Below are 11,787 nucleotides of genomic sequence, written 5' to 3'. Positions count from 1 at the left end.
AACCCGCCCATGTCAAGACCTGACCGAGCAGTTGCCGCTCGAGCATCGCTTGCCGCGCGCTGAGCGAGGCAGTGCGGACCCGAGGGTTGCGATAGTGCGGGTATGGAACTGGTGGTGCGGGGTGAGCTGGTCGAGGTCGACGGGACCGTGGTGGGAGCGGCCCGGATGCGGTGGTGGGACGAGGCGGACGGGACTCGGCTCTATCTGCTGACCGGATCGGTGGAACCGGCGTGGCAGGGGCAGGGAATCGGGCGGCGCCTGCTGGCTTGGCAGGAGGACCGCGCCCGGGAACATGCGGCGGCTGACGCCGGGATCGGTACGCCGATGTTCGGCGGGAATCCGGAGTCGGAGCGGCAGTTGGCGTTGCTCGAGGCGGCCGGGTACCGGGTCGCCTTCACCAGGGTCCGGATGACGATGCCACTCAACGCGCCCACAGAAGTCGCGTTACCCGCCGGGGTCGAGCTGCGGCCGGCGTCGGCGGGCGATCATCGGGCGGTGTTCGAGGCGAACGCCGACGTGTTCGGGCGGAGCTCGCTCGGGTACGTCCAGGACACCTTCGAGGAGTTCGAGACCGATGTGGCCGAGGACTTCCCGAAGTACGCGCTGTGGACGCTGGCCTGGGATGGCGATCGTCTCGCCGGATGGGTGGTCAGCGGCGTCGACGACACACCCTGGGTCGGAGTCCGCCCCGCCTGGCGCCGACGCGGCTTGGCGTCCGCGCTGCTGCGCTCCAACCACGCCGGCCTCTGGGAGTACGGCGTACGCACGGCGTCGCTGTGGACAATCCTGGAGAACCCAACCGGCAGCGTCGCCCTGTACGAAAGCCTCGGCTACCGCATCGCGGAGAGGCAGCCGAGGTATCGCAAACCGTTCTAGTCGACGATCGAGCCGCAGCTGAGGTTGAGGACGGCGCCGGTCATCGGGCCGGCGTGGTCGGATGCGGCGAACGCCGCTGTCCGCGCAACCTCGGCCTTCCGCGGGAGCCGCCCGAGGGCGGTGCGCTCGAGCAGGTGGTCGAGACCGTCCTCCGGGATGTCCCACTCCGGGTGGGTGTCCGGGGTGAAGTTCGGCCGCAGCGCCACCACGCGTACGCCGTACTTGCCGACCTCGCCGGCCATGGACCGGGTCAGGCACTCGATCGAAGCGCAGGCCAGGCTGAACCCGCCCATCTCGAACCCGGACTCCCGCGCGGCCGACGAGGACAGCAGGATGATCACGCCGGAGCGCTGCGCGATCATCCGGCGGGCGACCGCCGTCGACGTGACGAAGTTGGTCCGGGCCGCGTCCTGGACCGGGCGGACGAAGTCCTCGACGTCCATGTCGACCAGCGGGATGTCCTGCTTCACGCGGATACTGACACCGTTGAAGACGACGTCGATCGGGCCCTCGATCGACGCCACGTGATCGTTCACCGCCTGTACGTCGTACGCGTCCAGCACCGTGACCGAACCGACCGCCGTACCGATGTCCGCGGCGACCTTCTCAAGGTTGGCGAGGGTACGGCCGGCCAGGTGGACGGTGGCTCCTTCGGCGGCGAACGCCCGCGCGACCGCGCCACCCATCGCGCCGCCGGCGCCGTACACGATCGCGACCTTGTTCTCGAGCAGCATGGCTGTTCCTTCCGGTAGGACTGACTGTCTACCGGGGGACGAAGCCGACAGGCCGTTCTCGACATCCCTGACACAGAAAAACCTGACCCGACCATCACGGGGGAACGGCCGGGCCAGGCATTACTGATGGTACTCCTCAACACCACTCTGAGGCGGGAAATTGAGCGGCGGACTCGCCGCCGGTGGCCTACTCTGAGCCCCATGCAACGTAGCTCCTGAAAGCGCACCACCGCCGCTGTTCCGGGCCACTACCGGTAGGCCGCCGTAGTGCGTCACGTCAAGCGTTTGACCTACTCGGGTCGCGCCTTGTCATGCCCGCACACGCTTTCGGGAGCTACCCGCGATGTCTCACCCTGTCTTCCGGTCCGCCGACCCCGTTCGGACCTACTACGCCTACAACGCCGCCTGGGCGTTCTTCGGTGCGCTGACCTCCACGCTCAGCATGGTGTACTACGTCCGCGAAGCCGGACTGAACCCACTCCAGATGGTCCTGGTCGGGACCACGCTGGAACTGGCCTGCTTCCTGTTCGAGATACCGACCGGCATCGTCGCCGACCTGTACAGCCGACGACTGTCGATCATCATCGGCGTCGCGCTGATCGGCGCCGGCTACATGCTCCAAGGCCTGATGCCGGCCTTCCTCGCGATCCTCGCCGCCCAGGTGCTCTGGGGCCTCGGCTATACCTTCACCTCCGGCGCCGACCAGGCCTGGATCACCGACGAGATCGGCACCGACCGGGTCGGCCCGGTCATGGTCCGCAGCCAGCAGGTGAGCCTGGCCGCCACGATCGCCGGCATCGTGTCCGCGGGTGCGCTCGGCCTGATCAGCCTGCCGCTCCCCCTCGTCCTGTCCGGCGCCGGGATGATCCTGGTCGCGCTGGTCCTGGCGGCGTTCATGCGCGAGGCCAACTTCCACCGGACTCCGGCCGCGGAGCGGGAGACCTTCCGGGAGATGGCCGACACCTTCAAGCACGGTCTTTCGGTCGCCCGGCGGCGTCCCGTCGTCCGGACGCTGGTCCTGATCAGCCTCATTTCCGGCCTGTCGAGCGAGGCGTTCGACAGGCTGTGGTCGGTGAAGATTCTGAACTTCACCTTCCCGACGGTCTTCGGTACGTCGGACCCGGCGTTCTGGTTCGCCGTGCTCGCGCTGGTCGGGACGCTGCTGTCGCTGATCAGTTCGCTGGGGTTGAACAAGCTGTCTCCCGAGCGGGTCGGTGCCTCGCATCCGAACGGCGTACTCGCGCTGCTCAGCCTCCTGCAGGTGGTCGGCGTCATCTCGTTCGCGCTGCTCGACCACCTCTGGCTGGCGCTGGCCGCGATGTGGCTGCGGACGATCGCCGACACCCTCGCGTGGCCGATCGAGTCGGCCTGGCTGAACCGCCACGTCGACTCCCGGTCGCGGGCGACGGTGATCTCGATGGTGTCCCAGGCGAACGCGATCGGTCAGGTCGCCGGCGGCCCGCCGCTCGGTGCGCTGGCGGGCCGGTCCGGCCTCCGCGCCGCCCTGCTCACCTCCGGGCTGATCCTGACGCCGATCCCGGCCCTCTTCCTACGCCTGAAGGAGGAACGCCGTCCGGAGGAGGCGGACGCCCAGCACTCACCAACCACACTCCCCTGAGCGGCTCACCGCTCAGCGGAAGCCGTCGGACCGCCGTTTGTCGAGGTTGGTGAGTGGTGGCGGTCCGGTCAGTCGTCGATCCGGACCTTCACCTCGACCTGGCGCCGGTCGTACGACGACTTGATCAGGCTGGCGACCGTGGTCACGAACAGGGTGCCGGCGATGAAGCCGAGCGAGGTCAGGATGCCGATGTGCGGCAGGTGGATCGCGCCGATGTCGTCGATGTGCGAGCCGTGCAGGGCCTCGATGATCAGCTTCACACCGATGAAGGCGAGGATGACCGACAGGCCGACGTTCAGGTAGATGATCCGCTCCAGCAGACCACCGATCAGGAAGTACAGCTGGCGCAGGCCCATCAGGGCGAACGCGTTGGCGGTCAGCACGATGTAGGCGTCCTGGGTGAGCCCGAAGATCGCCGGGATCGAGTCGAGCGCGAAGATCACGTTCGCCATCCCGATCGCGGAGATCACGATCACCAGCGGCGTCAGCATCCGCCGGCCGTCGACGCGGGTGGTCAGGTTGGAGCCGTCGTAGTCGTGCGACAGCGGCAGGATCCGCCGCAGCCCGCGCAGTACGGCGTTCTCCTGGAAGTCGGTCTCGTCGTTCTCACCCTCCAGCGCCAGCCGGATCGCGGTGTAGACCAGGAACGCGCCGAAGATGTAGAACACCCAACTGGCCGCGGAGATCGCGGCCGCGCCGGCCAGGATGAAGATCGCCCGCAGCAGCATCGAGACCACGATGCCGATGTAGAGCACCTTGTCCTGGGCCAGGCTCGGTACGGCGAACCGGGCCATGATGATGACGAAGACGAACAGGTTGTCGACACTCAGGCTGTACTCGGTGATGTAGCCCGCCACGAACTCGCCGCCGGTCTGGCCCGGACTGAACACGAACAGGCCGACCGCGAACAGCGCGGCCAGGCAGACGTAGAACAGCACCCACCGGGTCGCGTCCTTGATCGTCACCGTGTGATTGCGACGCGCGATCACGATCAGGTCGAAGGCGACGATCGCCAGCAAGCCGATGATGGTGAAGACCCAGACAGCAGGGGACATGACAGAGACCATGACTAACCTCCGGACGACGGCACACAGCTTGGTCCGGAGGTCTCTTCCGCCCGGAACTCCGGGCCGGCAGCACCGGTTCGGCCGCCCAGGCCTCCCGTGATGACGACGCTGCCGCTTCGGGCGCACTGGGGGCGGCGCCCGAGAGGAATACTCCCCTCCACAAACACACCGATCCTATCCGGTACCGATGCATCACACCGTGCACCAGGTCACAACCAGCGCGTTCGCCAGGATCGTATACCGCATACAGACTCCAGCGCCAGGGGTTGAAGCATTCGACTCCGATCGAATACCTACCCCGGGTTCTGGGCAAAAAGTTTCCGTTTCGACCTGAGCTCTGGGAGATTCCCCCTCGGCAGAGTACAAAGTTTCTGTAGGTCTTACCGCCCCTAGACCTGGAGGAATCTGTCATGGCCGGACTCAACGGCGAAGTCTCATGGTTCTGTTGCGGCAACGCATGGGGACCCTGCGCGAGCACCGGACGAGGTGCTTGCGGAACCTGCCACTCGGGCAACTTCCAGCACGCGTGGCCGAACGCCTCGGCCGCCTGTTTCGCGATCACCCACCCCGACACCTGCGGAGTCACCGGGATGTCCCGGCGGACCTGCGGGTTCCGCCACTCCACGACCAACCTGTGCAACGGATCACGGGTGGTCACGTCGATCGCGGACTGCGGTCCGCAGACCGACCTGTTCTGTGGTGAGCGCGCCTGCTGCGGCGGCAAGTGCGCCTCCAACCGGATCGTCGACCTGACTCCGGCCGCGTTCTCCGCGATCGCGAGCCTGAGCGCCGGCCTGATCCCCTGCACGATCGACGTCGGCTGAGAGGTGAGCTGAGATGACCACAACGATGGACCGCAGGTCCCTGCTCACCCGCGCCGCACTCGGCGCCACCGGCCTGGTCGCCGCCAGCGCCATGGGCTCACTCGCCCCCGAGACCGCGTTCGCCGCGGCCACGCAGTACCCCGAACCCGGACAGCCGGACCCGAACTTCGCCGAAGGCCTGATCATGGGCCGGAACCAGGATCTCCTGCAGGTACAGGGATCCGACGGCCGGCTGCACCGGATCCAGCTGACCGGAGTGACCAGTGTCTGGAAGCTCCGGCCCACCACGCTCGACCAGGTCCGGGTCGGCGACGGCCTGTACGCCCGCGGCGTACTGATGCCGGACGGCACCCTGGCTGCCGAGTCGGTCTGGGTGAACATCGTCAACCTGACCGTCAGCATCACCTCGATCGGGCGGTCCGCGTTGCAACTCGAGCACCACGGCCAGAAGGTCGTTGGGCATGTGCAGCCCGGGCTCACCGCGGCCGTCTACAACGGCACGCCGGCGGTCTCGGATCTGTCGATGCTCAAGGTCGGCCGGCATGCCCAGGTGATCGGTGCCTGGCGACCGGGCACCAACGAGATCGACATCGCGACCGTCTACGCCTCGAACTGACCGGGAGGCCGTGATGTTCGCACATCAGGTGGCGGCTGCCCAGCCGCTACTCATCGGATTACTCCTGCTCTGGTCGTCGTACGGCAAAGTCGCTGGGCGGGACAGCGCGGAGCAAGCACGACGGACCGCCTTGCCTCGGCTGGTCGGCGAGACGCGCGCGGCACCGGCGTACCGCGCGGTCGGTGCGATCGAAGCCGTGATCGCCTTGGCCCTGTTGTTGCCGCCGGCATTGATTGTCGAGACGGTGGCGGCTGTGGTGCTGGCGGCAGGGTTCACCGGGTACTTGATCTACGCCAAGATCGTGGTGCCGGATGCGTCCTGTGGGTGCATCGGTGCGTCGGCCAAACCCGTTGGCCGGCGGGCGATCGGGCGCGCGGTGTTGCTGCTGGCAACGGCTTCGGCGGCGACGGCTGCAGGTGATGGATGGTGGTCGGTCGGCTCCGTCGCGGTTGTGGCGGTGCTGGTGCTGGAGGCTGCCGCGTTCGTCATGCTGTCGGCCGAACTGGATCGGTACTGGTTGCTTCCGCTGCGTCGGCTGCGGGTGGAGATCACGCATCCACTCGCCGGCACCGCGACCAACGACGTACCGCTCGCCGCTACTCAGCGACGGCTGTTGCTCAGTCCGGCGTACCGCGCGGTCAACGGGTTGCTGCGATCCGACATCCACGACTACTGGGACGACGAGGACTGGCGGTTCGTCAGCTACACCGCCAGGTACGACGGCCGCCCGGCAACCGCCGTCTTCGCCGTACCGCATCACGACAACACACCGGAATCGGTCCGCGTCGCCGTCGTCGACGAGACGTCGGGCCAGACGCTCTATCGGCCGACTCTGCTAGCCACCGCCTAGGAGACCCTTCTCCGGCAGTGCTCGGTTGTGATGGTACTGTCACAGCAACAAGGCTGTGACAGTACCATCACACAAGAGAGGCGCTGAGATGGCGATCGGGCAGATGGACGACCTCGGTGCGGCCGTTCGAGCCGAGCGCCGGCGGCGGCAGCTGTCGCAGGCTGCCCTGGCGGCGCAGGCCGGAGTCTCCCGCGAGTGGCTCAGCCGCTTGGAGAACGGAGCCCCTCGACTGGAAGCAGACAAGGTCATCAGCGTCCTGCGGATTCTTGATTTCAGCCTCCTCGCGCAGGACGAGCAGCCGACCCAGTCGGACATCGCGAAGGCGCAGAAGATCGCCTGGACGATGGCCCTGGAGGCTCAGCCGCTCACGGATGACGGCTTCCAGCGCGTGCTACGCAAGATTGTCGCGCATCGGATCGGTCGCTCCGCCGCGTGACGGAGCTCGGCGGCTCGGAGGACGGCCAGACGCCGGTCGACGCCGACGATGCTCAGCACCTGACCGAGGAGTTCTCGTGGATCCGAACCCGGGACGAGCTGAACGAGGCCGAGGCGTCGAACATCACCGACGGGCTGCTCTGGCTTGGCGATCAGGACCTCGAGCCGAGGGATCTGCTCAACCACACCTTCCTTCGTGAGACTCACCGCCGGATGTTCGGTGATGTGTGGACCTGGGCGGGACGGCTTCGTCAGCGCGACACCACCATCGGTCTTCCACCGGCGCGCATTCAGGAGGAGTTGCAGGTCCTGCTCGGCGATGCCGGATTCTGGATCGAACAGGGAACCTTCGGTTCTTCGGAGACCTGCGTTCGATTTCACCATCGGCTCGTGTTCATCCACCCGTTCGTGAGCGGCAACGGCCGGCATGCCCGACTCGTCGCGAGCGCACTCGCGGATTCGCTGGGCCTCGGTCCGGACCATCTCACCTGGGGCGCGCGCAGCGGCCTTCCGGCGAGCGAGGCCCGCCGCCACCATCTCGATGCTCTGCGTGCTGCGGACGGTGGAGACTACGCAGCTCTCCTCGCAAACGCTGTCAGGTGAAGGTTGGGCGGCCGAAGTTGGCGTAGGTGGGGGTGGGGTGGGTGAGGGCTTGGAGGGCGAGGGTCAGGCGGCGGGTCATGGAGGGGCGGAGGTTGGGGGTGGCTTCGGGGAGGGTCAGGAAGTGGTGGGTGCGGACCTCGGTGGGGTCCGGGGTGAGGGCGGACAGGTGGTGGTCGTCGAGGGTGCCGCCGTCGAAGACGAAGGCGAGTGCGTCGGTCCAGACGCCGAGGACCGGGACCCAGTCGACGACGAGGAGACGGCCGATCTCCAGGTCCAGGCCGATCTCCTCCTTGACCTCGCGACAGCAGGCGTCGTACGGCGATTCGTCGTACTCGGCGATGCCGCCGGGGATGTCGAGGGTCGGTTTGTAGGTCGGTTCGAGGAAGAGGATGCGGCCGGCCTCGTCGCGGATCAGTGCGCCGCCGGCCACGGTCTTCCGCGGCAACCGCGCCGCGATTCCGGGGTTGAACTCCTTCTCCGGTTCACCTTCGGCGGCCAGATCGTCCTGTCGGTTCACGGGTCTAGTCTCGTACAGACTTCAGCAGGAGGAGGGCACATGCTCCGGGGACGTTCGTCGAAGGGTCATTGGTTCGGGACGGTGATCGACGCACCGGATCCGCAGGCGCTCGGGTTGTTCTACCACGCGGTGCTCGGCTGGGAGATCCACAAGAACGAGCCGAGCGAGTTCACCCTGGCCGTGCCGGGGAACTCCGAGACCTACCTGGCCTTCCAGTCCCAGACGTCGGCCGAGTGGGTCCGCCCGACCTGGCCGGCCGAGGACGGGAAACAGCACATGATGATGCACCTCGACATCGAGGTCGGCGATCTCGAGGAGGCCGTCGCGCATGCCCTGGAGCTCGGTGCCACCCTGGCCGAATTCCAGCCGCAGAAGGACGTCCGCGTCCTGCTCGACCCGGCAGGCCATCCGTTCTGTCTCTACGCCGACGGCTGACCGAGCTCGCGGGTCATCCAGATCAGGTCGCCGCGTTCCGGGTCCTCGGTGACCCGGTCGCTGCGGTGGAAACCGAGCTTCTCGAGCACTCGGAACGACGGCCCGTTCCACTCCCGCACCGTGGCCCACAACCGCCGCCGGCCGGTGGCTTCGGCCGCCTCAACGACCGCTCGACCCGCCTCGGTGGCGTAGCCGTGACCGTGCGCCCGCCGGGCCAGCTCGTAGGCGATTTCGGGCTCGTCGAACGACCCCTGCCCCACCGTCAGCCCGCAGTACCCGACGAACTCGCCGGTGTCGCGCCGCTCGATCGGCAGCAACCCCAGCCCGGGCTCGGTGCCCAGCGGGTTCGCCACCAGCCACCCGCGCATCTCCTCGACCGTCGGCCGTCCGTCGGCGTCGATCCGGCGTACCGCTCGTTGATCGCGCTCGATCCACAGTCCGCGGTGCTCCTCGGCGTCCGACGGCTTCCATCGCCGGAGTCGCAGGCGCTCGGTCAGCAGTTCGGCCGGGAAGTCGCTGTACGTCGTCATGCTGCGAGCTGTCCTTTGACGTAGGCGAGCTTGTCGGGGTTCAGGACGGCGCGGATGGTGCTGATCCGGTCGTCACGGACTTCCGGGACAAGTATGACGGTGAGCTCGCCGGACTCGTGGACCAGGATCGCGGGCTCTCCGTTGATCTCGCCCACGGCAACGGTCGCCTCCAGCGCCCGCTCGGTCTTCCCAAGGCCGGTCAGGTAATGAGCGGCTTCGACGCGGCCGAAGATCGGATGGCGGGCAGCGGTTGCCTTCCCGCCGCCGTCGGCCCACACCGACGCGTCCTCGGTCAGGATTTGTTCCAGCCCGGCCACATCGCCCTCGACGGTTGCGGCCAGGAAGCGCTCCACCAGCTTCACCCCGTCCGCGGGACTCGCGGAGAAACGGCGCCGCGCATCGCCGATCCGGGCGAGCGCCCGGTGGTAGAGCTGCCGGGCGTTGGCCTCGTCGATCCCGAGTACCTCGCCGATGTCACGATGCGAGTAGTCGAACGCCTCCCGCAGGACGAACACGGCCCGCTCCGGCGGCGTCAGCTTCTCCAGCAGCACCAGGAAACCCATGGTCATGGTGTCCCGGCGTTCCGCCAGCTCCAGCGGGTCATTGCCCGTGGCAACAGGCTCTGGCAGCCACGGGCCGACGTACCGCTCCCGCCGGGCCCGGGCCGACGTCAGCCGGTTGATGCACAGGTTGGTGACGACCGTGGTCAGCCAGGCGGCCGGCGTACTGACACCCTCGGCCGACCGCCAGCGCAGGTACGCGTCCTGCACGACGTCCTCGGCCTCAGTCGCCTCACCGATGATCTGGTAGGCGATGCCGAACAACCGGGGTCGCTGTGCCTCGAACTCGGCCAGGCCATCCATGACCCCGATTGTGCCGGTCGGCATCAGGTCCCCGGGAAGGGGATGCGTCGGCATCAGGTCCCCGGGAAGGGGATGAACTGTCGCCGCTCACCTTCCCGCGCGGCGAGCTCGTGCCGCCACACCTCATTGTCGACAAAAGTATTGTCGAACCTTTCCGCCGTCGCGAGCACCTCGGCCGGTTCCGCCTGACCGCGCCGGATCCGGTCGCCCAGCCGGAAGTAGTCGAACCGGTTGTTTCCGGGCGCCTTGACGATCAGCACGTCCGCTCCGACCTCCTGCGGCGTACCCCAGGCGTGCGGCATCAGCGGCGGGACGAGCAGGTAATCGCCCTTCTCCACCGTGACGATCTGGTCGCCGGCCAGGATCCGCAGCACGCCGTCGAGCAGGTAGAACATCTCCGGCGATTCCTTGTGGAAGTGCGGCGGCGGACCGTCCACGCCGGCTCCGAGCGTGGTGCGGACGACGTTCATGATGCCGTTGGTGTGCTCGGCGTCGGCGATCAGCCAGGTCATGTTCGGCGGATCGCCGAGCCGCTCGGCCTCCGCGCCGCGCATCAGGACAGCCTTCTGCTGTGGCATGTCTTCCTCCTCGTAGACGATGCCGACCTGACCAGACAGCCCGCGGAGTTCGTGACAGCCCTGGACGTGACCGTCGTCACGTCACATTCGGGCCGCCTCGCTGTGTCAGGAGTCATGTCGAGAGGAGTGCGCACATGTCACCGCACATCGTCGTACTGGGAGCCGGGTACTCCGGGATGATCGCGGCCAAGCTGGCTGCTCGCCGTACCGGTGCGCCGGTCACGCTGGTCAACGCCCGCGACACCTTCGTCGAGCGGGTCCGGATGCATCAACTGGCGTCCGGCCAGGAGCTGCCGGAGCGCCCGATCAAGGACTTGCTCGAAGGCACCGGGGTCGACTTCGTCGCCGATCGCGTCATCCACATCGACGCCGACCGGCGGACCGTCGTACTGACCGGGCGGGAACTGCGGTACGACGTACTGATCTATGCGCTGGGGAGTCGCACCAGCCTGAGTTCGGTGCCTGGGGCAAGTGAGTACGCCTACACCGTGGCGGATGTCGACAATGCGACGCGGCTGCGGGAGCGGCTGGAGAAGGAGGGGTCTGTCGCGGTCGTGGGCGGTGGGCTGACCGGCATCGAGGTCGCGACCGAGATCGCCGAGACCTACCCGGGTCGGGAGGTGCGGCTGGTGACGAGTAGCGAGCTCGGCGCCGGGTTGTCGGATCGTGGGCGACGCCATCTCCACAAGACCTTCAAGCGTCTCGGGATCTCGCGCGTCGAAGGTGTGCGAGTGGCGTCGGTCGATGATTCGGGTCTGCCCCTGGCCGGCGATGATCGGCTCGAGGCCGATGTGGTGGTGTGGACGACCGGGTTCGAGGTGTCGAGGCTGGCTGCGGAGGCGGGGTTCGCAGTCGACTCAAGGGCCCGGATGATCGTGGACGGGACATTGCGGTCGGTGTCGCATCCGGACGTCTACGCGGTCGGCGACGCGGCCGCCGTACGACGGACCACCGGCCAGGAACTGCGGATGGCCTGCGCAACCGGCATCCCGGCTGCGGCGCATGCGGTCCGTGCCCTGACCGATCGTCTGGCCGGGCGCGAGCCGCGGGATCTGCACTTCCGCTACTTCAACCAATGCATCAGCTTGGGTCGCAACGACGCACTGATCCAGTTCGTCCGGGCCGACGACTCGCCGGTCGAGGCCGTACTCACTGGACGCGCGGCCGCGAGGTACAAGGAGACGATCGTCCGCGGCGCCTACCTGGCCCAGCGCCATCCAGCGCTGACCGCCTTGACCTGA

At 67.7% G+C, this 11,787-nt stretch carries 15 protein-coding genes; 9 read left to right on the top strand and 6 right to left on the bottom strand.

Annotation, left to right across the window (positions count from 1 at the left end; translation table 11 throughout):
• Positions 1-102: 102 nt before the first annotated feature.
• Positions 103-876 carry a GNAT family N-acetyltransferase gene (locus tag AB0I34_RS20685; RefSeq protein ID WP_360447176.1) on the top strand — a complete coding sequence of 258 codons (774 nt, stop codon included), beginning with the start codon at positions 103-105 and terminating at the stop codon, positions 874-876.
• Here the strand turns inward: AB0I34_RS20685 and AB0I34_RS20680 are convergent.
• Positions 873-1,610 (bottom strand): SDR family oxidoreductase, encoded by a 738-nt coding sequence (locus AB0I34_RS20680; RefSeq protein ID WP_360447174.1) that lies wholly within the window; start codon positions 1,608-1,610, stop codon positions 873-875. The two genes, AB0I34_RS20685 and AB0I34_RS20680, sit on opposite strands and share 4 nt — an antisense overlap.
• A 343-nt stretch (positions 1,611-1,953) precedes the next feature.
• Between AB0I34_RS20680 and AB0I34_RS20675 the strand changes: the two genes are divergently transcribed.
• Positions 1,954-3,228 carry an MFS transporter gene (locus tag AB0I34_RS20675; RefSeq protein ID WP_360447172.1) on the top strand — a complete coding sequence of 425 codons (1,275 nt, stop codon included), beginning with the start codon at positions 1,954-1,956 and terminating at the stop codon, positions 3,226-3,228.
• Between the two features lie 68 nt (positions 3,229-3,296).
• Here AB0I34_RS20675 and AB0I34_RS20670 read toward each other — a convergent pair whose 3' ends face one another.
• Positions 3,297-4,283, bottom strand: coding sequence for a TerC/Alx family metal homeostasis membrane protein (locus AB0I34_RS20670; RefSeq protein ID WP_360447170.1), 987 nt, complete (start codon positions 4,281-4,283; stop codon positions 3,297-3,299).
• 602 nt (positions 4,284-4,885) lie between these two features.
• Here AB0I34_RS20670 and AB0I34_RS20665 point away from each other — a divergent pair.
• The 5 genes from AB0I34_RS20665 (at position 4,886) to AB0I34_RS20645 (ending at position 7,623) form a co-directional block, all read left to right on the top strand.
• A complete protein-coding gene (locus AB0I34_RS20665; RefSeq protein WP_360447168.1) occupies positions 4,886-5,119 on the top strand; it encodes a hypothetical protein in 234 nt (77 codons plus the stop codon).
• Positions 5,120-5,132: 13 nt separating this feature from the next.
• On the top strand, positions 5,133-5,735 hold the full coding sequence (locus tag AB0I34_RS20660; protein WP_360447166.1) for a cell wall protein: 603 nt from the start codon (positions 5,133-5,135) through the stop codon (positions 5,733-5,735).
• 13 nt (positions 5,736-5,748) lie between these two features.
• A complete protein-coding gene (locus tag AB0I34_RS20655) occupies positions 5,749-6,585 on the top strand; it encodes a MauE/DoxX family redox-associated membrane protein (RefSeq protein WP_360447164.1) in 837 nt (278 codons plus the stop codon).
• Positions 6,586-6,673: 88 nt separating this feature from the next.
• A complete protein-coding gene (locus AB0I34_RS20650) occupies positions 6,674-7,021 on the top strand; it encodes a helix-turn-helix domain-containing protein (protein ID WP_360447162.1) in 348 nt (115 codons plus the stop codon).
• Positions 7,018-7,623: a mobile mystery protein B gene (locus AB0I34_RS20645; protein WP_360447160.1), complete on the top strand. Its 606-nt coding sequence runs from the start codon at positions 7,018-7,020 to the stop codon at positions 7,621-7,623. The genes AB0I34_RS20650 and AB0I34_RS20645 overlap by 4 nt, the downstream gene beginning before the upstream one ends.
• Here the strand turns inward: AB0I34_RS20645 and AB0I34_RS20640 are convergent.
• Positions 7,616-8,140, bottom strand: coding sequence for an NUDIX hydrolase (locus tag AB0I34_RS20640; protein ID WP_360447159.1), 525 nt, complete (start codon positions 8,138-8,140; stop codon positions 7,616-7,618). The two genes, AB0I34_RS20645 and AB0I34_RS20640, sit on opposite strands and share 8 nt — an antisense overlap.
• Positions 8,141-8,179: 39 nt before the next feature.
• Between AB0I34_RS20640 and AB0I34_RS20635 the strand changes: the two genes are divergently transcribed.
• Positions 8,180-8,575 carry a VOC family protein gene (locus AB0I34_RS20635; protein WP_360447157.1) on the top strand — a complete coding sequence of 132 codons (396 nt, stop codon included), beginning with the start codon at positions 8,180-8,182 and terminating at the stop codon, positions 8,573-8,575.
• On the opposite strand, the gene AB0I34_RS20630 is transcribed toward AB0I34_RS20635, so the two are convergent.
• From AB0I34_RS20630 to AB0I34_RS20620, 3 genes are read right to left on the bottom strand one after another with little or no spacing between them, the layout of a single operon-like run.
• Entirely contained in the window at positions 8,560-9,105 is a 546-nt protein-coding gene (locus AB0I34_RS20630) for a GNAT family N-acetyltransferase (RefSeq protein WP_360447155.1), read from the bottom strand. The two genes, AB0I34_RS20635 and AB0I34_RS20630, sit on opposite strands and share 16 nt — an antisense overlap.
• A complete protein-coding gene (sigJ, locus tag AB0I34_RS20625) occupies positions 9,102-9,968 on the bottom strand; it encodes an RNA polymerase sigma factor SigJ (RefSeq protein WP_360447153.1) in 867 nt (288 codons plus the stop codon). Before sigJ ends, AB0I34_RS20630 begins: the two co-directional genes overlap by 4 nt.
• Positions 9,969-10,021: 53 nt before the next feature.
• Positions 10,022-10,546: a cupin domain-containing protein gene (locus AB0I34_RS20620; protein ID WP_360447151.1), complete on the bottom strand. Its 525-nt coding sequence runs from the start codon at positions 10,544-10,546 to the stop codon at positions 10,022-10,024.
• 134 nt (positions 10,547-10,680) lie between these two features.
• On the opposite strand from AB0I34_RS20620, the gene AB0I34_RS20615 reads away from it, so the two are divergent.
• The gene (locus tag AB0I34_RS20615; protein WP_360447149.1) at positions 10,681-11,787 is read left to right on the top strand and encodes an FAD-dependent oxidoreductase; all 1,107 of its coding nucleotides are present in this window, start codon (positions 10,681-10,683) and stop codon (positions 11,785-11,787) included.

Origin of the sequence: Kribbella sp. NPDC050281 (assembly GCF_040655855.1) — a bacterium.
Taxonomy (GTDB): Bacteria; Actinomycetota; Actinomycetes; order Propionibacteriales; family Kribbellaceae; genus Kribbella.
This window is presented reverse-complemented; position numbering and strand designations above follow the sequence as displayed.

Coding starts and splice junctions, on each gene's coding strand:
- AB0I34_RS20660 (WP_360447166.1), top strand. CDS start 5,133: ATGACCACAACGATGGACCGCAGGTCCCTGCTCACCCGCGCCGCACTC.
- AB0I34_RS20680 (WP_360447174.1), bottom strand. CDS start 1,610: ATGCTGCTCGAGAACAAGGTCGCGATCGTGTACGGCGCCGGCGGCGCG.
- AB0I34_RS20615 (WP_360447149.1), top strand. CDS start 10,681: ATGTCACCGCACATCGTCGTACTGGGAGCCGGGTACTCCGGGATGATC.
- AB0I34_RS20655 (WP_360447164.1), top strand. CDS start 5,749: ATGTTCGCACATCAGGTGGCGGCTGCCCAGCCGCTACTCATCGGATTA.
- sigJ (WP_360447153.1), bottom strand. CDS start 9,968: ATGGATGGCCTGGCCGAGTTCGAGGCACAGCGACCCCGGTTGTTCGGC.
- AB0I34_RS20620 (WP_360447151.1), bottom strand. CDS start 10,546: ATGCCACAGCAGAAGGCTGTCCTGATGCGCGGCGCGGAGGCCGAGCGG.
- AB0I34_RS20670 (WP_360447170.1), bottom strand. CDS start 4,283: ATGTCCCCTGCTGTCTGGGTCTTCACCATCATCGGCTTGCTGGCGATC.
- AB0I34_RS20685 (WP_360447176.1), top strand. CDS start 103: ATGGAACTGGTGGTGCGGGGTGAGCTGGTCGAGGTCGACGGGACCGTG.
- AB0I34_RS20635 (WP_360447157.1), top strand. CDS start 8,180: ATGCTCCGGGGACGTTCGTCGAAGGGTCATTGGTTCGGGACGGTGATC.
- AB0I34_RS20630 (WP_360447155.1), bottom strand. CDS start 9,105: ATGACGACGTACAGCGACTTCCCGGCCGAACTGCTGACCGAGCGCCTG.
- AB0I34_RS20650 (WP_360447162.1), top strand. CDS start 6,674: ATGGCGATCGGGCAGATGGACGACCTCGGTGCGGCCGTTCGAGCCGAG.
- AB0I34_RS20675 (WP_360447172.1), top strand. CDS start 1,954: ATGTCTCACCCTGTCTTCCGGTCCGCCGACCCCGTTCGGACCTACTAC.
- AB0I34_RS20665 (WP_360447168.1), top strand. CDS start 4,886: ATGTCCCGGCGGACCTGCGGGTTCCGCCACTCCACGACCAACCTGTGC.